This window comes from Allobranchiibius huperziae, assembly GCF_013410455.1.
GTDB lineage: Bacteria > Actinomycetota > Actinomycetes > Actinomycetales > Dermatophilaceae > Allobranchiibius > Allobranchiibius huperziae.
Map to the genome: position 1 here is coordinate 2,442,961 of NZ_JACCFW010000001.1, position 20,464 is coordinate 2,463,424.

14 protein-coding genes and 1 pseudogene are annotated in these 20,464 nt (G+C 69.3%); 2 read left to right on the top strand and 13 right to left on the bottom strand.

All coding sequences use genetic code 11. The annotated features are described in order from the left end of the window. Positions 1-35: 35 nt before the first annotated feature. The 3 genes from cimA to HNR15_RS11490 all read right to left on the bottom strand — a co-directional run bounded on the left by cimA (position 36) and on the right by HNR15_RS11490 (position 4,235). Complete coding sequence (gene cimA / locus HNR15_RS11480) at positions 36-1,643, bottom strand: citramalate synthase (RefSeq protein ID WP_179481873.1); 1,608 nt, start codon at positions 1,641-1,643, stop codon at positions 36-38. A gap of 351 nt (positions 1,644-1,994) precedes the next feature. Then, positions 1,995-3,089 carry a branched-chain amino acid aminotransferase gene (locus HNR15_RS11485; RefSeq protein ID WP_179481875.1) on the bottom strand — a complete coding sequence of 365 codons (1,095 nt, stop codon included), beginning with the start codon at positions 3,087-3,089 and terminating at the stop codon, positions 1,995-1,997. Between the two features lie 81 nt (positions 3,090-3,170). Beyond that, positions 3,171-4,235 carry a 3-isopropylmalate dehydrogenase gene (locus HNR15_RS11490; RefSeq protein WP_179481877.1) on the bottom strand — a complete coding sequence of 355 codons (1,065 nt, stop codon included), beginning with the start codon at positions 4,233-4,235 and terminating at the stop codon, positions 3,171-3,173. Between the two features lie 471 nt (positions 4,236-4,706). On the opposite strand from HNR15_RS11490, the gene HNR15_RS18325 reads away from it, so the two are divergent. Next, a complete protein-coding gene (locus HNR15_RS18325) occupies positions 4,707-6,719 on the top strand; it encodes an acyltransferase family protein (protein WP_246305921.1) in 2,013 nt (670 codons plus the stop codon). A gap of 418 nt (positions 6,720-7,137) precedes the next feature. Here HNR15_RS18325 and HNR15_RS18645 read toward each other — a convergent pair. The 9 genes and pseudogenes from HNR15_RS18645 to HNR15_RS11535 form a co-directional block, all read right to left on the bottom strand. Then, positions 7,138-8,706: pseudogene (locus HNR15_RS18645) on the bottom strand (exonuclease domain-containing protein); the annotation flags it as partial. Positions 8,707-8,967: 261 nt separating this feature from the next. Next, positions 8,968-9,987, bottom strand: coding sequence for a ketol-acid reductoisomerase (gene ilvC, locus HNR15_RS11500; RefSeq protein WP_179483736.1), 1,020 nt, complete (start codon positions 9,985-9,987; stop codon positions 8,968-8,970). A gap of 60 nt (positions 9,988-10,047) precedes the next feature. Further along, on the bottom strand, positions 10,048-10,560 hold the full coding sequence (gene ilvN, locus HNR15_RS11505; protein ID WP_179481882.1) for an acetolactate synthase small subunit: 513 nt from the start codon (positions 10,558-10,560) through the stop codon (positions 10,048-10,050). Next, the gene (locus HNR15_RS11510; RefSeq protein WP_179481884.1) at positions 10,560-12,398 is read right to left on the bottom strand and encodes an acetolactate synthase large subunit; all 1,839 of its coding nucleotides are present in this window, start codon (positions 12,396-12,398) and stop codon (positions 10,560-10,562) included. Before HNR15_RS11510 ends, ilvN begins: the two co-directional genes overlap by 1 nt. A 269-nt stretch (positions 12,399-12,667) precedes the next feature. After that, positions 12,668-13,321 (bottom strand): SDR family oxidoreductase, encoded by a 654-nt coding sequence (locus tag HNR15_RS11515; protein ID WP_179481886.1) that lies wholly within the window; start codon positions 13,319-13,321, stop codon positions 12,668-12,670. Between the two features lie 42 nt (positions 13,322-13,363). Next, positions 13,364-14,923: a hypothetical protein gene (locus HNR15_RS11520; protein ID WP_179481888.1), complete on the bottom strand. Its 1,560-nt coding sequence runs from the start codon at positions 14,921-14,923 to the stop codon at positions 13,364-13,366. Further along, the gene (locus HNR15_RS11525) at positions 14,908-15,666 is read right to left on the bottom strand and encodes an ABC transporter ATP-binding protein (protein ID WP_343048518.1); all 759 of its coding nucleotides are present in this window, start codon (positions 15,664-15,666) and stop codon (positions 14,908-14,910) included. Before HNR15_RS11525 ends, HNR15_RS11520 begins: the two co-directional genes overlap by 16 nt. 72 nt (positions 15,667-15,738) lie before the next feature. After that, a complete protein-coding gene (gene ilvD / locus HNR15_RS11530) occupies positions 15,739-17,439 on the bottom strand; it encodes a dihydroxy-acid dehydratase (RefSeq protein ID WP_179481892.1) in 1,701 nt (566 codons plus the stop codon). 10 nt (positions 17,440-17,449) lie between these two features. Continuing rightward, complete coding sequence (locus HNR15_RS11535; RefSeq protein ID WP_179481894.1) at positions 17,450-18,169, bottom strand: TMEM175 family protein; 720 nt, start codon at positions 18,167-18,169, stop codon at positions 17,450-17,452. Between the two features lie 298 nt (positions 18,170-18,467). Here HNR15_RS11535 and HNR15_RS11540 point away from each other — a divergent pair, with 298 nt between their 5' ends. After that, on the top strand, positions 18,468-19,967 hold the full coding sequence (locus HNR15_RS11540) for a threonine/serine exporter family protein (protein ID WP_179481896.1): 1,500 nt from the start codon (positions 18,468-18,470) through the stop codon (positions 19,965-19,967). On the opposite strand, the gene HNR15_RS11545 is transcribed toward HNR15_RS11540, so the two are convergent. Further along, positions 19,935-20,459, bottom strand: coding sequence for a SixA phosphatase family protein (locus HNR15_RS11545; RefSeq protein ID WP_179481898.1), 525 nt, complete (start codon positions 20,457-20,459; stop codon positions 19,935-19,937). The genes HNR15_RS11540 and HNR15_RS11545 overlap by 33 nt on opposite strands. Positions 20,460-20,464 lie beyond the last annotated feature (5 nt).

Consider the following 20,464-nt stretch of genomic DNA (forward strand, 5'->3'; position numbering starts at 1 on the left):
GACCGCCCAGCGCTGCGGGCCGGCGGAGCTCGCGATCAGCGCGCGACCGCCGCGTGAGCGACCGGTTCCGCGCGCGACGGACACCGCAGCATCCCGAAGGTGAAGGAGTCGACCAGCGCGATCCAGCTGGCGTGCACGATGTTCGGGCCCACCCCCACCGTGGTCCAGGTGCGCTCGCCGTCGGTGGTGTCGATGAGCACCCTGGTGGTCGCGTCGGTGCCGTGATCGGCGTCGAGGATCCGGACCCGGAAATCGATGAGCTCCAGCTCGACGAGGCGCGGGTACGCCGGGGTGAGCGCCTGCCGCAGCGCGTGGTCCAGCGCGTTGACCGGACCGTTGCCCTCTCCCACCGCGACCTGCCGGCGTCCCTCGACGCGAAGCTCCAGGGTCGCCTCGGACAGCGCGCTCGCGCTCCCCTCGGCATCGGTGCGCACCCGCCACGACTCCAGCTCGAAGAGGGCGGCGGGCCGCCCCTGCACCTCCTCGTGCAGCAGCAGATCGAACGACGCGTCGGCTGCCTCGAAGGTCCACCCCGCGCCCTCGAGTTCCTTGACCCGGCGCAAGACCCGGGCCAGCAGCTCGGGCCGACCGGCGAGGTCGTAGCCGAGCTCGCGGCCCTTCAGCTCGATGCTCGCCCGGCCGGCCATGTCCGAGACCAGCGTGCGCATCTCGTTGCCCACCAGCGCCGGGTCGATGTGTTGATAGAGGTCGGGGTCGACCCGTAGGGCGCTCGCGTGCAGCCCGGCCTTGTGCGCGAACGCGCTCGCCCCGACGTACGGCGCTCGCTCGAAGGGCGGGAGGTTGGTGATCTCGCTGACGGCGTGACTCACGTGCACGGTAGCCGCGAGCTGCCCGTCACTCACCAGTGGCATGCCGAGCTTGAGCTGCAGGTTCGTGGTCACCGCGATGAGGTCGGCGTTGCCGGTGCGCTCGCCGTACCCGTTGACGGTGCCCTGCACGTGGGTCGCACCGGCTCGCACCGCCGCGATGCTGTTGGCGACGGCGCACCCTGTGTCGTTGTGACAGTGGATACCCAGACGCACTCCGGTGCGCTGGGCAGTCGCGGAGACGACACGCTCGATGTCGTGCGGCAGCATGCCGCCGTTGGTGTCGCAGAGGACGACCGCCTCCGCGCCGGCCTCGGCGGCCACCCGCACCACCTCGACGGCGTACGCCGGATCGGCCTCGTACCCGTCGAAGAAGTGCTCCGCGTCCAGGTAGACGGTGCGGCCGTGCGCGACCAGGTGGGCCACCGTGTCGGCGACCATCGCCAGGTTCTCCGCCGGAGAGGTGCGCAGCGCATCGGTCACGTGGCGCACGTGCGACTTGCCGACGAGCGTCACGACGGGGGTCTGCGCCTCCAGCAGCGCGGCGACCTGCGGGTCGTCGCACGCGCGTACGCCGGCGCGCCGGGTGCTCCCGAACGCCGCGAGCCGGGCGCTGCCCAGGACGAGCTCGGTGCGTGCCCGCCGGAAGAACTCGGTGTCCTTGGGGTTCGCGCCGGGCCAGCCGCCTTCGATGAAGCCGACCCCGAGCTGGTCGAGCAGACGCGCGACCGCCAGCTTGTCGTCGACGCTGAGGTGCAGACCCTCCTGCTGGGCGCCGTCGCGCAGGGTCGTGTCGTAGAGGTCGAAGCCACTCATCGCGGGGCCTTTCGGGTGGGGCGGGGCGGGTCTTGGTGAAAACCCGACCCGGCGCCGTCTCCGGCGCGTGGGTGATGCCCGGGGACGAAAAAACCTCCCGAGGTAACGGGAGGTCGCGCGCCGGGTCGTCCGACGCGCTAGTCGATAATCGTCGCCGCGGAGGTGACCGCGGACCCGAGGGTCATCACGTCGGACATCGTGGCATCGCCCCTCACGTCCCGTCCACCATTCGACACCCCCGTCTCATCAGGTGGTCACACCGCCGAGTGGCATACATATGTTTCGAGTGGCATACCTACAGCCGGTGGACTCGATACATATGTATGCCACTCGGCGGGTTTGTCCGGACCGTCAGGCGAGGCGGGTGAGCCAGCCGCGCGAATCCTCGACCCGGCCGTACTGGATGTCCAGCAGCGACGAGCGGATCTGCAGCGCGACCTTGTCGTCGTGCCCCTCGCGGCGGTGGTCGCACGACCCGCCGTCCCACTTCAGCTCACCGACCGGGGTGACCACGGCGGCGGTCCCGCAGGCGAACACCTCGGCGATCTCCCCGGATGCGGCCCCGTCCTTCCACTCCTGGATCGGGATGCGGCGCTCCTCCGGCTGCAGGCCGAGGTCCTTGGAAAGCTCCAGGATCGAGTCGCGGGTGACGCCCTCCAGGATCGAGCCGGTCAGCTCGGGGGTGACCAGGCGGCCGTCCTTGTAGACGATGAACAGGTTCATCCCGCCGAGCTCTTCGATGTAGGTGTGCGACGAGGAGTCCAGGAAGACGGCCTGGTCGCAGCCGTGCTCGGCGCCCTCGAGCTGTCCGGCCAGGGACGAGGCGTAGTTGCCGCCGCACTTGGCCGCGCCGGTGCCCCCGTCGCCGGCGCGGGCGAAGTCGGTGGAGATCCACAGCGAGACGGGCTTCACTCCCCCGCTGAAGTACGCGCCGGCCGGAGAGGCGATGACGCAGAAGGTGACCTCGTTGGCCGGGCGGACGCCCAGGAACGGCTCGGAGGCGAACATGAACGGCCGCAGGTAGAGCGAGGTCTCGCCGCCGCCCGCAGGCGGCACCCACGCCTCGTCCATGGTGACCAGGGCGCGCAGCGCGTCGATGAAGTCCGCCTCCTGCATCACCGGCAGCGCCATCCGGGTGGCACTGCGGGCGAAGCGGGCGGCGTTCTGCTGGGGACGGAAGGTCCATACCGAGCCGTCGGCGTGGCGATAGGCCTTCATCCCCTCGAAGATCTCCTGCGCATAGTGCAGGACGGCCGCCGACGGGTCGATCGAGATCGGGCCGTACGGCGTGACCTTGGCGTCGTGCCAGCCGTCGCCCTTGGTCCAGGTCACCGTGACCATGTGATCGGTGAAGTGGTTGCCGAAGCCGGGGTCGGCGAGCACCGCCGCACGGTCGGCGTCGCTCACGACGTCCTGGCGTCGGGTCACATCGAAGGTCAGTGCCATGGCGGTCTCCTCGGGGCGTGGGCGCGTCGGAGTGTGACGCGCGCTACAGGTGCGGCGGTGGAGCCAGGTTACGCCCGGGCGTCATACCCGACCCGCGATGGCGTCGCCGATCTGAGTGGTCGACCGGGGAGCGTCGCCACGCGCCGCCAGGTCGGCCGCCACGGCCTCCTGCACCCGCCGCGCCTCGTCGCCGCGTCCCAGGTGCTCCAGCAGCATCGCGACCGACAGGATGGTCGCCGTCGGGTCGGCCTTGGCCTGACCGGCGATGTCCGGGGCCGAGCCGTGCACCGGTTCGAACATCGAGGGCGCCGTGCGCTCGGGGTTGATGTTGCCCGAGGCGGCCAGGCCGATGCCGCCGGTCACCGCGGCCGCCAGGTCGGTGACGATGTCGCCGAAGAGGTTGTCGGTCACGATGACGTCGAAGCGGCCCGGGTCGGTGACCATGTAGATGGTCGCGGCGTCGACGTGCGCGTACGCGGTGCTCACCTCGGGGAACTCCGCGCCGACCTCCTCGACCGTCCGGCGCCACAGGTGCCCGGCGTACGACAGCACGTTGTGCTTGTGGATCAGCGTGAGGTGCTTGCGAGGACGGGCCTGGGCGCGGGCGAAGGCGTCACGCACCGCGCGCTCGGCACCGAACCGGGTGTTGACGCTGACCTCGGTCGCGAGCTCGGCCGGGGTGCCCACCCGCAGTGCGCCGCCGTTGCCGGTGTACGGGCCCTCCGTGCCTTCGCGCACCACCACGAAGTCGATGCCGTCGGGCGCGACGCGCGCGACGTCCAGCGGCGAGCGCACGCCGGTGAAGAGGGTGGCGGGGCGCAGGTTGACGTAGTGGTCGAAGTCGAAGCGCAGCTTCAGCAGCAGCCCACGCTCCAGCACGCCGCTCGGGACGAACGGGTCGCCGATCGCACCGAGCAGTATCGCGTCGTGCCCGCGCAACTCGTCCTCGACCGACTCCGGGAGGATCTCGCCACTCGCGTGCCAGCGCCGGGCGCCCAGGTCGTACTCGGTGCGGGAGACCTTGGCAGCGCTGACGGCCTCGAGCACCTTCAGCCCTTCGGCGACCACCTCCGGTCCGATGCCGTCGCCGCCGATCACGGCCAGGTCGATGAAGTCGGACGCGGTGCCTGTGGGAGTGCTCGTCATACCTCCGCAGGCTAGTCATCTGTCTTGCCATTTGAAACGCAGGTCTCGGATGACGAGACGTGCTGATCAACGCCCCCGGGGACGACGAAGGGCCCCGGCGTGCTGCCGGGGCCCTTCCGTCGAACAGAGTTCGTCGACTCAGTCGCGCAGATCCATCGATTCCTGCAACGCCCGCTGGATCTCGATCTGTTCTTCGGACATGGTCCGTCTCCTGCCGTGCTCGGTGTGGGCCGCCGGACATCGCAGTGGGATCACCACCGATGTCAGTCCGTCTAAGCCATGACCGCCAGGCGCCGGTTGGGCGCCGTTCCGAACACGACGTTAGACCCACTCATCCAAGATTCGATACCGCTATCTCGCCATTCGAGACACGGCGGACGGTCGATCGGGCCCCCTCGATGCACGTCCTCGCACGACCCGGTTCGCCTACACTGACTGCCGAGTAACTTCCCTCACACCCGAAGAGACCCCTTGACGACGCTTGCTGCGAAGGAAGCCGCGCACAAGCGCGCCGCCAACACGCCGAAGAAGAAGCATCGGCCCGCGTTGGACGGCGTGCGCGCTCTCGCCATCGTGCTGGTGATGATCTACCACGCCACCGACAACCTGCCGATGGGCGGTTTCTACTCGGTCGACGTGTTCTTCGTGTTGTCCGGCTACCTCATCGCCGGCCTGCTCATCTCGGAGAACCGCAAGTGGGGCTCGATCAACCTGGTGAGCTTCTACGTGCGCCGCGCCCGGCGGCTCCTGCCGGGACTGGTGCTCGCGGTGGTCGGCATCACGGTGATCTGCCCCTACGTGCTCGACCGGTACGCGCGCGCCACCATGCGCTCGGACGGGATCGCCACCGTCTTCTACTACGCCAACTGGCATTTCATCTCCGAGGGCGAGTCGTACTTCCAGCAGTACGGCGACCCCTCGCCGTACCGGCACATGTGGACCCTCGCCATCGAGGAGCAGTTCTACTTCGTGCTGCCGGCGTTGATGATCGCTCTCATCGCGATGACTCGCGGCAACCGGCGACGCATCACTCAGATCCTGGTGGGGCTGTCGGTCCTGTCCGCCGTGTGGATGGCCTGGCTCTACAAGCCTGGCGCCGACCCCTCCCGCATCTACTACGGCACCGACTGCCGCGCTCAGTCGCTGCTGCTGGGCAGCGCGCTGGCGGTCTATCTCAGCTACGCGCCGCGGCGCCGCCTGACGCGCAACTACCGACGCCTGACCGCGATCGGGGCGACGGGGATGGCCGTGATGGCCGCGTTCTTCCTGTTCGTCAGCTACCAGAACGACTTCACCTGGCGTGGCGGATTCTTCGTCTTCGTGCTCGCCACCCTGGCGGTCATCGCGGTCGTGGAACTGGACCAGGAAGGCCCGATCGCCGCCATCTTCGGCTTCCGCTCGTTCGCCTGGATCGGCAAGATCTCCTACGGGCTCTACCTGTGGCACTGGCCGATCTTCGTGATGCTCACCCCCAAGCGGGTCGGATTCGGCGGTCCGGGCCTGTTCCTCCTGCGTTTCGTGCTCAGCTTCGCCGCCGGTGCCGCGTCGTTCTACCTCGTGGAGAACCCGATCCGCATCAACGGGCTGCGCAAGTGGATCGGCACGCTCGGCGGCACGTTGAGCGGCGTCCTCGTCCTGCCTCTCACCGCGCTCGCGGTCATCCTCACGACCTCCGCCGCCAGCGGAAATCCCCTGGTGGAGGGTCAGACCGGCAAGAGCTACGGCGTCGGCGGGATGGACGTGAACAAGCCGGTCCGGGTGCTCGTGCTGGGTGACTCGGTCGGGATCTCGCTGGAGTTCAGCTTCCCCCAGTCCGCCTTCCCCCAGGTCGGCCTCGACGGCAACGCCGTCTTCGGCTGCGGGCTCATGCCCCAGCAACTCGCGATCTACGGCAAGAAGCAGACCGCGAAAGCCGCCCCGGAATGCTCGAACCTCTACCCAGGCTGGAAGTCGCACCTGCAACGCGACAAGAACCCGGTCGTGGTGCTGAGCGTCGGCGGTTGGGAGGTCTTCGACCATGTCACCCCGACGGGTTCGATCGTGAAGGCGGGGACCCCGGCGTACGCCGCGTACCTGCTCTCCTACCTGAACAAGGCCTTGGCGCAGATCGGCCCGAACTCCAAGGTCGTCATCCCCAACGTGCCCTGTTACGACTGGACCTCCTCGGTGGTCGCCGGTGTCGACATCGCCCCGATCCGCAACGCGGCGTACCGCGGGAAGGCCGTCAACGCCGTCCTCGCGACGTTCGCCCGGCAACATCCCTCGCAGGTGCACATCGCGGACGTGGCGTCGAAGCTGTGCCCAGGCGGCAAACCCCGCGACGTCATCGACGGGGTGAAGGTGCGCCTCGACGGGGTCCACTACACCGTCGCGGGCGGCAAGCTCGTCTGGGGCTGGCTGATGCCGACCATCTACGCGGCCGTCGGCTACAAGCCGACCGCTCCCACCACACCGACGACCCCGACCCCCACCACCTCGCAGTGACCTGAGAAGTCAGTTGCAGAGGGTGCAGCGGGCCGCACATCCTCGGGAACTGACATCTCGAAGGGGCGGCTTTCTTCCCCTTACGGCGCCCGTCAACTTTCGACGTCGACCCCGTACTGGCGCGCGAGATCAGCCAACGTCCGCTCATACCCCTGGCCGATGGACCGAAACCGCCACACGTCGCCGCGCAGGTAGAAGTCGGCCAGAAGCAACGATGTCTCCGACGTTGCCGCATCGATCGTCGTCGAGGCGATGGGTTCTCCGAGGCTCGAACGCAGCGTGAGCTCGAGTGCGCCGATGTCACCGAACGTGCAGTCACCATCGAGCGATGCAGCAATTCGGATGCAGCGAGGTTCGGCGAGCAGGCGGGGTCGACCTCTGCCGTGACCTCGCCGCTGATGTCCAGGCCGAGAGCGATCGCCCCCGACGGATGCGCCGGCTGGTTGTAGAACACGAAGTCCTCGTCGCATCCCACGGCGGCTGTCTGATCGAGGACGAACCCGACGACGTCAACTTCGCCGCGCACCAGATTGGAATCCCACTCGACGGTGAGCGCGAACTGTTTGCCGTCCGGCAGGTCGATCACACCGCCCCGAGGGAGCTGAACGCCGCCGGGCAGCGCCAGAGGCCGATCGTGTGGCGTCCGCTCCTGGGGCGAGAGCTTCCTCGCAGGTTCTTCGACGACGAGACCTTCACCACGGAGCATGCATGGGCCCATCTCGCGCGCGCGAGCCAGCCGTGGATCGTGATCGGCTCTCGCCAGCATCACCACGTGCGTGATAGACGCCGTCAGCCGTACAGCAGGTTGCGCACCAAGCGCCATGACCCGGCGACGCACTCGCAAACACTGCTCGTGCGATCCGCCGAGCACCAAGACTCGGTCGCCCGGGCCGATGGAGTTCTGGGGGCTGACGGCGTCGTTGTCGGCGGGGCGCACCTGTGTGTCGGGAGCGGGGGCAGGGGTGGCCCGTGAACTCTGCTCGGAACGCACCCGGCGCTCCACCTTCGCCTCGAGATCCGTGGCGCCTGTGTCCATGCGCACGAGTTCCTGCATCAACGGCGTCCCCGGCCGGACTGAGCCGAGCATCCGCCGGAAGTCCGGCTCAGTGATCAGGGGGATGCCGAGACGTATTGCCTGAGCGAACTTCCTCGTCTGAGACTGCTCGGAATTGCAGATCACCAGGCTCGTGCGCGAGCTGACCGAATTCATGACGTCCAGGCCGGCGGCCGTGGCGTCGCGCATCAACTCAGAGCGATCGAGCGCGGTCGGGCCCGTGATCACCACCTTCATGCCCTGCACCAACTGCTGACCCACCTGCCACGCACCGGGCCACAGCCAGGGGCATTTCACCGCTCTGGGTGCCGGCGACGGATACATCGAGCCGACGGACGTACGGCTGTCGATCGTCAGGGGAAGGTCGAGTCCCATCTGATAGGCCATGACGAGTTCGAGTCGTAGGACCTCCAGCAACACCCGCACGTCGTCGACAGCGTCGTGAGCGCGGTGTTGTGACAATCCCCAGTAGTTGGCGAGCGTTCCAAGTGTGAGGTTCGGCACGTTGAGATTGAGTCGTCTACTCAAGGCAACCGTGCAGAGTCGGCGTTCGATGGCGAGGTCGTACTGTCCCCTGCGGTACTCGGACTGCAGGAACGACCAGTCGAACTTCGCGTTGTGAGCGACGAGGACGCGACCATAAAGGAGGTCGGCGAGGGGCGCCGCTACATCTCGAAATTTCGGCGCCCCACGCAGATCTGAGGCCGTCAGACCGTGGATATGGGTCGGGCCAGGATCGCGCTCCGGGTCGATCAGGGTCGACCACGACTCACCTATCGCGCCGTCCGAACGCATCTGGGTGACCGCGATCTGCACTACCCGGTCTCGTGACGACACCAGACCAGTGGTCTCCACGTCAACCACCGCATAATCGTGCGGATAGCAGGTCGAGACCTGAGACCCGAGCGGGCCCGTCACTTCGTCCAGAATCATCGAGTCTCCCCCCACCGGCAGCCGTACGTCGTTTCGGCGGCTGCGAACCGCAGCACAACCTAACCCGCCCGATGACGTGCCGCCTCGATTTGTCGAGGTCAGTTGACGGTGTACCCGACCGACCCCCTCGAGATGTCACTTCAGACGGTTGACGGCGCCGGGCACCGTCTGAAATTGACAACTCGAGCGCGGCCCGGTCCCGGATGGAAACGACGAAGGCCGCCACCCTGCGCGGGTGGCGGCCTTCGGTGCCTTGCGGTGTCAGCGCGAGGCGGAACCCTCGACGTAGTCGGAGTCGCTGTCCTTGATCCAGCTCATGAGTCCGCGCAGCTGCTTGCCGGTCGCCTCGATCGGGTGCTCGGCGCCCTGCTTGCGCAGCCGGTTGAACTCCGGTGCGCCGGCATCCTGGTCGTCGATGAAGCGCTGGGCGAACTTGCCGTTCACGATGTCGGCCAGCACCGCCTGCATGTTCTCCTTCACGTGCGGGTCGATCACCCGCGGACCGGAGACGTAGTCCCCGAACTCGGCGGTGTCCGAGATCGACCAGCGCTGCTTGGCGATGCCGCCCTCGATCATCAGGTCGACGATGAGCTTCAGCTCGTGCAGGCACTCGAAGTAGGCGATCTCGGGCTGATAGCCGGCCTCGGTGAGCACCTCGAAGCCGTACATCACCAGCTGGGACGCGCCGCCGCACAGCACGGCCTGCTCGCCGAAGAGGTCGGTTTCGGTCTCCTCGGTGAACGTCGTCCGGATCCCGCCCGCGCGCAGGCCGCCGATGGCCTTGGCGTAGGACTTGGCCAGATCCCAGGCCTTGCCGGAGGCGTCGACCTCGACGGCAACGAGCACGGGGACGCCGCGCCCGTCGGCGTACTCACGGCGCACGAGGTGACCCGGACCCTTGGGCGCGACCATCGCGACGTCGACGCCCTCGGGCGGGACGATGTAGTCGAAGCGGATGTTGAAGCCGTGGCTGAAGAACAGGGCGTTGCCCGGCTTCAGGTGCGGCTGAATCTCCTCGGCGTACAGCCCGCGCTGCACCTGGTCCGGCGCGAGCAGCATGACCACGTCGGAGTGCTGCACGGCCTCCGCGACCGTCATGACCTGCAGGCCCTCGTTCTCGGCCTTCTCCCGCGAGGAGGAGCCCTCCCGCAGACCGACGACGACCTGCACGCCGGAGTCGCGCAGGTTGAGGGCGTGCGCGTGCCCCTGGCTGCCGTAACCGATGACGGCCACCTTGCGGCCCTGGATCACCGACAGGTCGGCGTCGTCGTCGTAGAACATCTCAGCAGGCACGTTGTGGATCTCCTTGGTAGGTCGGATTTAGTTGAGTAGGAATGTGATTCAGGCCGAACGGCGACTGCGGTCGGTGATCGACCGGCTGCCGCGACCGATGGCCACGAGCCCGGACTGCACCAGTTCGCGCACGCCGTACGGCTCGAGGACGTCCAGCAGCGCGATCAGCTTCTCCGGGGTGCCGGTGGCCTCGATGACGATGGAGTCGACGGCCACGTCGACGACGTTGCACCGGAACAGCTCGGTGATCTGCACGATCTCCACCCGGCTCGCCGCGTCGCAGCGCACCTTGATGAGCACGATCTCGCGCTGCACCGAGTGACCCGGCTCGAGCTCGACGACCTTCAGCACCTCGATGAGCTTGTTGAGCTGCTTGGTCACCTGCTCCAGCGCGACCGGGTCGACGTCGACCACGATCGTCATCCGCGACACGGTGTCGTGCTCGGTCGGCCCGACGGCCAGGGAGTCGATGTTGAAGCCGCGGCGCGAGATCAGTCCGGCGATGCGCGCGAGCACACCGGGGCTGTTCTCCACCAGGACCGAGAGCGTGTGCCGCGCCATCAGGCGTCTCCTGCCTCGTCGTCGCGATCCCAGACCGGCGTCATCGCCCGGGCCGTGGTCACCATGTCGTTGCTGACGCCGGCCGGCACCATCGGCCAGACCATCGCGTCACGCTCCACCACGAAGTCGATCACGACCGGAACGTCGTTGATCTCCAACGCCTTCCGGATGGTGTCGTCGACGTCCTCGGCGCGCTCGCAGCGCAGGCCCACGCAGCCGTACGCGTCCGCGAGCTTGACGAAGTCCGGCACCCGCGAACCGACCGAGGTGTTGAGGTCGGTGTTGGAGTAACGCTCGTTGTAGAAGAGCGTCTGCCACTGGCGCACCATGCCGAGGCTGGAGTTGTTGATGATCGCGACCTTGATCGGGATGTTGTTGATGACGCAGGTCGCGAGTTCCTGATTGGTCATCTGGAAGCACCCGTCGCCGTCGATCGCCCACACGGTGCGGTCGGGTTCGCCGACCTTGGCGCCCATCGCAGCCGGCACGGCGTACCCCATCGTGCCGAGCCCGCCGGAGTTGATCCAGGAGTTGGGCCGTTCGTACTTCACGAACTGGGCGGCCCACATCTGGTGCTGGCCGACTCCGGCGGCGTAGACCGCGTCGGGCCCGGTGAGGGCGCCGATCCGCTCGATGACGTACTGCGGCGGGATCGCCGCCGCGTTCTCCTCCGGCGCGTAGCCCAGCGGGAAGGTCTGCGCCCAGCCGGTGCTGCGGGTGCGCCACGCGGCGTAGTCGCCCTGGCGGCCGGCCTCCTGGTCCGCGCGCACCACGGCCGTCAGCTCCTCGATGACCTCCTTGCAGTCACCGACGATCGGCACGTCCGCGATCCGGTTCTTGGAGATCTCGGCCGGGTCGATGTCGGCGTGCACGACCTTCGCCTCGGGCGCGAACGAGGAGATCTCGCCGGTCACCCGGTCGTCGAACCGGGTCCCCAGCGCGAGCAGCAGGTCCGACTTCTGCAGCGCGGTCACCGCCGCGACCGAGCCGTGCATTCCCGGCATGCCCAGGTGCAGCGGGTGACTGTCGGGCAACGCGCCGCGGGCCATCAGCGTGGTGACGACCGGGATGCCGGTCAGCTCCACGAACTGAGCCAGCTCTGCGCTGGCCTCCGCACGGATCACTCCGCCACCGACGTAGAGCACCGGTCGCTTCGACGCGAGCATCAGGTCGGCGGCGGCCCGGATCTGCTTGCTGTGCGGGCGCGTGACGGGCCGGTATCCGGGCAGTTCGAACGCGGGCGGCCAGGAGAAGTCGGTCCGGCCGGTCAGCGCGTCCTTGCTGATGTCGACCAGCACCGGGCCGGGCCGGCCGGTGGAGGCGATGTGGAAGGCCTCGGCGAGCGCGCGGGAGATGTCCGCCGCACGCGTCACGAGGTAGCTGTGCTTGGTGATCGGCATCGTGATGCCGCGGATGTCGGCCTCCTGGAAGGCGTCCGTGCCGATGGCCCGGGAGGACACCTGACCGGTGACCACGACGATCGGCACCGAGTCCATCGAGGCATCGGCGATCGCGGTGACCAGGTTGGTGGCGCCGGGTCCGCTGGTCGCCATGCACACACCGACCTTGCCGGTCGCCGCGGCGTACCCCTGAGCGGCGTGACCGGCGCCCTGCTCGTGGCGCACCAGGATGTGGCGCACCTTGGTGGAGTCCATCAGCGGGTCGTACGCCGGCAGGATCGCGCCACCGGGGATCCCGAAGACCGTGTCGACGTCGAGGGATTCCAGGGAGAGGACGAGGCTCTGTGCGCCGGTCACCTCGCGCGGAGGCGCTGCCGGGCGAGCGCCTGCGGGGGGCGCGGGCACTGGGGCGGACGGCTTGTGCGTCACGTTGGTCATCGTTGTCCTCGCGTTCGGTCTGGCCCAGCTGGAACATGGCATGAAAAAGGCCCCCAGCCTTCGCAGGCATTGAGGGCTGGCACGCTCACCGACGGGATGTCAGCGGGCGTGCCTCACAAGTACGAGAATTCGGGCCACGTCCACAGTCTGCAACCGGCTCGCAGCACCGTCAACAATGTGAGACCGACGTCTCATCATTCGAGAACGTCTCCCGATTGTCAGCGGATTACCGGCATCGGCACCAGTGATCCGCTGACAACCGTGGGGGTTCACAGACCTTCGAGGGCCTCGCCGATCGGGGTGGGCCCGTTGTTGAACTCGATGATCCGGCCGTACGACGCCGGGAGCTCCAGGACGCCGGCGATGACCGCGGCCACGTCGGCGCGGTCGACCGAGCCACCCTTCACGGAGCCGTCGTTGATCTCGATGCGGCTGGTCGGCTCGTCGTCGGTCAGCGAGCTGGGCCCGAGGATGGTCCAGTCGAGCCCGGTCCCCCGCAGGTACTCGTCCGCGGCCGCCTTCGCCTCGGCGTACGCGAAGAAGGAGTTGTCGTGCGGCACACCGTGATCGGGACCGGCTCCGAAGTAGGACACCATCACGTAGCGCGTAGCCCCGGCCGAGACCGTGGCGTTCATGCTGCGGATCGCGGCGTCGCGGTCGACCGCGTAGGTGCGTGCCTCACTGCCGCCGCCGGCGCCCGCGGTCCAGACGACCGCCTCGACACCGTGCAGCAGCTCGGCCATCGCGGGGACGTCTGAGGTCTCCAGGTCGGCGACCACAGGCGTGGCGCCGGTCGCGAGGACGTCCTGCACGTGGTCCTCGTTACGGAAGATCGAGCGGACGTCGTGGCCCGCGGCCACCAGGAGCCGGGACAGCGTGAGTGCGACCTTGCCGTGGCCGCCGAAGATTGCGATGGAAGTCATGCGACCACTGTGCCGCATGCACCGCGTCCCCTTCAGGGTGGTTCAGGCGAACTTGCGCAGCTTGCCCAGCATCTCCGGTGCTCCCCGGTCCAGTCGTCGCCCGCCCCACCAGATCCCGATCCCGAGCCCGCCGGAGCCCCAGATCAGTGCGGCCGCGAGCACCACGCACTCCGCGATGGCCGAGTGCCGGGCGAGGACGGCCCCGACGATCACCGGCGCGACCAGGACCGCGGGTACGACGAACATCACGGCGGCGGTGAGGCACCCTCGGGCGCCGCCCCCCGCGTTGCCCGCGAACGGGTTCGCGCCTCGGCGCGTCGCCTGGCCCGGGTCCAACGCTCCCATTGCTGCGCCCAGGCCGAGGGAGATCAGCAGCGCACCGACCAACGGCCCGCTGACCGCCAGCCAGGCGGTGTGTGCCCCGACGGCGATCTGCAGGACCGACACCAGGGCGTCGAAGACGAGGATGCTCACGCCGATCGCGAGAGCGCGGCCGGCACGGTCGACCCAGCCGGGTACGCCGGCAACGACCTGCATCCACCACGCCGTGCCGTCATAGGCGAGGTCGTTCGCTATCAGCACCCCGGCCATGACGGAGGACAGGGCCAGAGGGAGCAGTCCGGACGGATGGCTACCGCCCGAGCTGATCAGGGCCGGCAAGACCGGGAGGACCGACACCGCGATGAGCGAGACGGCCTGCATGGTGAGGCGTGGGTCGCGGCGCCAGCCGAGCAGCCGCCGCCGGGCGATCGCGGTCAGGGGACGGGACCGCCTCGACGGGGCGCGCGAGACGCGCACCGTCCCCGCCTGCCTGGGTGCGGTGGTCGTCAGTTCGACGTCGAGCACCCGTTCCCAGAGCACGACGAGGGTCAGCAACAACGCGGTGGCGAGTGCGAGGTGGAGCAGCGCATCGGCGTACGCGCCACGGGCGACCTCCCATGGGACGGCCCAGGCCCATCCGAACGGGGTCCACTCCGCGACGGTCGCCGCGTGGTGCGCAGCGGCGGACCCGTGGCTGGACCTCCTGCGCTCGAGGAACTGGTCGAGCACCAACGGCGCGAGGTAGATCAGCGGCAGCACCATGGTCACGAGAAAGCGCGCGCGCCGTCTCCACAGCGACCGGGCGATCACGGAGGTGACCATCCGCGACAGCACCACGCAGGTGGCGGCGCCGAGGAGTGCCGCGACGATCGCGGCGAACGTCGCGGGCACCGACCGGCTCCACACCAGCACCTGTTCGAGGGCGAACGCCACGGTGACCGCGCCCGGTATGCCGACCAGCGCGGCCAACGTCAGTCCGGGGATGAGGCGGCGGGCGCCAAGCGGCAGCACCGAGAAGGCACCGGCGTCCAGCATGTCGTCCACTCCCGCCATCAGCAACGGAGCGAGCATCCAGAGCAGGGTCACGGTGCTCATCGCCGCGACGGCACCGGACGCGTCGGTCACCGACCCGGCACGCAGACCCACAGCCACGGGCAAGGATCCGATCACCAGGATCGCCGCGACGATCGCTCCGATCAGATAGCTGACCAACCGTGAGGTGTCCCTGCCGAGGGACCGGAGCAGGATGGTGAGCTTGAGTCGGATCAGGACTGCAGCCACTGCAACCCGCTTCCGAGCTCGTCCACGCCCACCCCCGCCAACTGCAGGAACCGCTCGTGCAGGCTCATGCCGCCCTGTACGTCGGACGTGCGCCCCGCCGCGAGCGCCCGCCCACCGACGATGACCGCGACGTGATCGCAAACGGCCTCGACAAGCTCCATCACGTGGCTCGACATGACCACCGTGCCGCCGCCTGCGACGTACCGGGCGATGACCGCGCGCATCGTCTGCGCGGACACCGGATCGACGGACTCGAACGGTTCATCCAGGATCAGCACGCGCGGCGCGTGGAGCATCGCGCAGGCGAGCCCGATCTTCTTGGTCATGCCGGCGGAGAAGTCGGCGACCACCACGTTGGCGGCGTCGGCCAGTCCGAGCACGTGCAACAGCTCGGCAGCGCGCTCGGCGATCACCGGGCCGGGCATCGAGCGCAACTCGCCGACGAAGCGCAGCAATTCCTGCGCGCTCAGGCTGTCGAAGAGCCGCAGGCCGTCCGGCGCGACACCGAACAACGCCTTCGCCGCCACCGGATCGGCCCAGACGTCGTGGCCGAGCACCTGCACGCGCCCTGCGTCGGGGCGCAGCAGCCCGCTCGCCATGAGCATCGAGGTGGTCTTGCCTGCGCCGTTCGGCCCCAGCACCCCGTAGACGGACCCGACCGGGATCTGCAGGGACAGTCGGTCCACCGCCACCCGGCCGCCGAAGGCTTTAGAGAGTCCGTCGAAGACGACCGCGTGCTGCACGAGCGCAGTCAACCAGGATCGACGCCCCGCGGGGGTCAACCGCGCGGGGAGGGCCTCTCCGGATCGGGGCGGTCAGTCGCAGACAGCCCCGTTGCTGGCCGAACCGACCAGACGGCGGTACTTGGCCAGCACGCCGCGGGTGTACTTGGGCTCGGGGTGGGTGACGCCCGCAGTACGTCGGCGCGCCATCTCCTCCTCGTCGACGAGCAGGTCGAGGGTGCCGCCCGCCACGTCGAGCCGGATCGGGTCGCCGTCGTGCACGAAGGCGATGGGTCCCTCGTCCACCGCCTCGGGCGCGACGTGCCCGACGCACAGGCCGGTGGTGCCTCCGGAGAAGCGACCGTCGGTCAGCAGGAGCACGTCCTTGCCCAGCCCGGCGCCCTTGATGGCACCGGTCACGGCGAGCATCTCGCGCATGCCCGGGCCGCCCTTGGGTCCCTCGTACCGGATGACGACGACGTCCTTCGGCTTCAGCGAGCCCTCGGACACCGCGTCCATCGCGGCGCGTTCGCCGTCGAAGACCCGTGCCGTGCCCTCGAAGACATCGCTGTCGAAGCCGGCCGACTTCACGACCGCGCCCTCCGGTGCGAGCGAGCCCTTGAGGATCGTCAGTCCGCCGGTGCGGTGGATCGGTTCGTTCATCGCGCGGATGACCTTGCCGTCGATGTCCGGCGGCGGCACGTCGGCGAGGTTCTGCGCCAAGGTGCGCCCGGTGACGGTCAGGCAGTCGCCGTTCATGAGCCCGGCGTCCAGCAGCGCACGCATGACGACGGGCACCCCGCCCACCTTGTCGATGTCGGTCATCACGTAGCTGCCGAACGGCTTCACGTCGGCCAGGTGCGGCACCCGGGACCCGATCCGCTGGAAGTCCTCGATCGACAGATCGACGTCGGCTTCGTGTGCGATCGCCAGCAGGTGCAGCACCGCGTTGGTGGACCCGCCGAACGCCATCACCACGGCGATGGCGTTCTCGAACGCCTCCTTGGTCATGATGTCGCGCGCGGTGATGCCCCGGCGCAGCATCTCCACGACGGCCTCACCGGACTTGCGGGCGAACCCGTCGCGGCGGCGGTCCGTCGCCGGTGGTGCGGCGCTGCCGGGCAACGACATGCCGATGGCCTCGGCGACGGACGCCATCGTGTTGGCGGTGTACATGCCACCGCAGGCACCCTCGCCCGGGCAGATCGCACGTTCGATGGTGTCGACGTCCGCGCGACTCATCAGTCCTGCCGCGCAGGCACCGACCGCCTCGAACGCGTCGATGATCGTGACCTGCTTCTCGGTGCCGTCCGACAGCTTCGCGATGCCCGGCAGGATCGATCCGGCGTAGAGGAAGACACTGGCCAGATCGAGGCGCGCGGCAGCCATCAGCATGCCGGGCAGCGACTTGTCGCATCCCGCGAGAAGGACTGTGCCGTCGAGGCGTTCGGCGCTGACGACCGTCTCGACCGAGTCGGCGATGATCTCGCGGCTGACCAGGGAGAAGTGCATGCCCTCGTGGCCCATCGAGATGCCGTCGGAGACGCTGATGGTGCCGAACTCCAGCGGGTAGCCGCCGGCCGCGTGCACGCCGTCCTTGGACGCCTTCGCGAGCCGGTCGAGCGAGAGGTTGCAGGGCGTGATCTCGTTCCAGGAGCTGGCGACGCCGATCTGCGGCTTGGCCCAGTCCTCGTCGCCCATCCCGACCGCGCGCAGCATCCCTCGGGAGGCGGTCTTCTCCAGGCCGTCGGTGACGTCGCGGCTGCGGGGCTTCAGATCAGGGGTCCCAGACATGCCCGGCAGCTTATTCCGCCGGGCCGGCCCCCCGCCGCACGGTCTCAGACCCGGCGGCGGCGTCCGGTACGGGGGGCTCGGCGTCATCCTCGTGCGTCGTACGCCGTGCCGTCCTGCTGGCGGCCACCGCGTCGTAGGCCCGAAGCACCCACGACTCGGTCATCAGGAGCAGCAACGGGTAGTAGGTCGTGGCCGGGATCGCCAGGGTGATGACCAGGGCAACCCCGAGCAGCACCGCACTCACCACCGACGGGGCCATCTGGGGCAGGCCCACCCCGTCGGCCAGAGGCGGTCGGCGCCGAATGGTCCGGACGGTCAGACCGATGACGACCATGCTCACCGTGATGGTGCCGATGTAGAGGACCTTGACGACGGCCTGATGACCCGCCTCGGCGACCAGCGCGGTCGGGAAGGGCAGGAAGACGATCGTGAGCGTCCAGAGGACGAGCAGCCACGACACCGTCGCGTCCGCATCCTGCAGGTGACGCACGGCGCGGTGCTGGGCGAACCAGAGCCGGGCGATCACCGCGAAGCTGAGCAGGAAGGACCAGATCTGCGCCTGGTGGACCCGCAGGAGATCGGCCACGGACCCTGACCCGGTGACCCCCGAGGCAAGATCCGCCAGCGGCAGCACGAGCAGCGTGATCGCGATGGCGACGATCGCGTCGATGAAGGTGAGCAGTCGCTCCAGGTCTCGCCCACGCTCTGCCTGTGTAGCCCGGTGATCCACACCTCAGAGTAAGCGCGCCACCGTGACGCAGGTCGGTCCGAGAGACACAGGCCGACGTGTGTCTCCCGGGCGTACCTGCGCCACGGTCGGCATCGCTGCTGGGGCCTGTCCGCATGGCGCGACGGCTCGTCGTACGCCGTGATGCAGCCTGCACAATGCGCGGATGCGTTTCTTCCTCGCGCACCGCTTCGGCATGCCCGCCATGCCTGTCCGGGGTGACAGAGACACCCGAGCCACCCCGTCAGCGCCTGGCCCGCGGGCTCCCCGGCCCCTACGTCCGCTGGGCCCGCGACCGGTGGTGAGCCGTGCCGTGGGGCAGGCCACCAGGCGGGTACGCGCGGGCGGCCGGGTCACGCGTCAGCCCACGGCGCAGCAGCGGCGCGATGCGCGGGATCTGCTGCGCGGGTCGATCTACGACGGCATGACCTTCCGCGTGACGCCCGCCAACCAGCACTACTCCGCGCGCGAGATCCTCAACTTCTGCCTCGACCTCGGGGAGCTCATGCTCACCGCCGGAGCCGACACGCGCAGCGTCGAGGTGGCCGTGGTCGCGGTGTGCTCGACGTGGAACCTCCTGCCGATGGAGATCGACCTGGCGTCGGAGTCGATCTACCTGATGTACACGCCCGCCGACGGGCAGCCGGTCGTCACCATGCGCGTCATCCGGACCGAGACCTCCGACCTCGGCCGGGTGGACCGGTTGCACCGGGTCGTCGAGCAGGTCGTGCTCGAAGGCGTCGGTCTCGTCGAGGCGACGCGCGCCCTCAGCGGGGTCGCGCAGTCACCCCCGCGGTGGGGGCCGCAGGTGATGACCGTGGCGACCGCTGTCCTGGCGGTCAGCGTCGCTCTGCAGTGCGGTGGGACACCACGCGCCGCACTCGCGGCGTTCCTGCTGGTGTGCGTCGTCACCGAGGTCTCCCTGCTGCTGACGAGACGGGGACTGCCCGGATTCTTCGCTGCCGGCGCCCAGGCCGCGATCGCCGGCGCGTTCGCGACGGTCGCGATCTACACCGAGCTGCTGACCGCCGGCGGGGCCGCCGCCAGTCTGGCGGCCTGTCTGGTGCTGCTGTTGCCGCACGCGTCGATCGTGACGTTCGGCCGCGACGCGATCACCGGCTTCAAGGCCACCGCGGCCTCGCGGTCGATCGGCATCGGCCTGGTCATCATGGGCATCCTCTTCGGGCTGCAGCTGGGGTTGTCCCTCACCCGTCAGTTGCCGGTCCAGGTCGACCCGACGGACATCCGGCTGCATCCCCTCGGACTCGGGCTCGCGGCCCTCGCCTCCGCGATAGCGGCGAGCGCCAACTGCATCGCGCAGGGATCGGCGGCGCGCGTCGTCCCCGCCGCCGCGCTGGCGTGCGTGCTCGCGCAACTGGTCCTGCGCGGCTGCCTGCACCTCGGCCTGGGCAACACCGAGGCCACCTTCCTCGCGGCCACCGCGCTGGGTGCCGCCTGCACCTGGTGGGCCGCGCGACAGCACACCTCGGCAACGGTCTACGCCGTGCCGGCGTTCTGCGGGGCACTGCTCCCGGCGCTCCCGGTCGCCGACTCGCTGCTCAACCTGGTGGCGCACACCCCGAACTCCGGCTGGCGGCTCGCGATCGCGGTGCTGTCGACGCTGTCGATCGGCGCCGGACTGGTCATGGGCGGCCTGCTGGCCACCGGAGGTGCGCGGCGCGTCGTGCGATCGCGGGTGCGCTCCCTGGACTCCGCGATCGAGCGGCCCGAGCGGTCGCTGGTGGCGCCGATCGAGAGCCCTGAGGCCTCAGTCGGCGCGAGCGGTGTGTACGGCTCGTAGTTGCGCCCCGCCGCTCGCGAGCTGGTCCCACTCGCCATCGATATCCAGCACGGCGACCGTGCACGTCGGGTATCCCCGCTCGAGCTCCTCCAGGGCCTCCGCGTCGCCCTGACCGTCGGCCAGGCTCGCGGCGAAGTGGGGTATGCCGGGGGCGTGCCCGACCATCACGACCGTCTCGGCCTTGGGGTCCGCCTCGTGCAGGACCTCGAGCAGCGCGGACGGGTCGGCGTTGTAGATCCGCTGGTCGTGCTCGACGATGGCGCCGATCGCGGCCGCCTCGACGACGGCCGCCCAGGTCTCGCGCGTGCGGGTGGCCGTGGAGCAACGGGTCTCCTGGGGCCGGATGTCGGCGTCCTTGAGCCAGCGCCCGAGGGCGGCCGCGTCCTGGTGCCCGCGATCGGTGAGCGGACGGTCGTGGTCCGGGGTGTCGGCATCGCCGCTGGCGGCCTGGGCGTGTCGGATGAGGACGAGTCGGTGGCGGTCGGTCGTCATGCCAC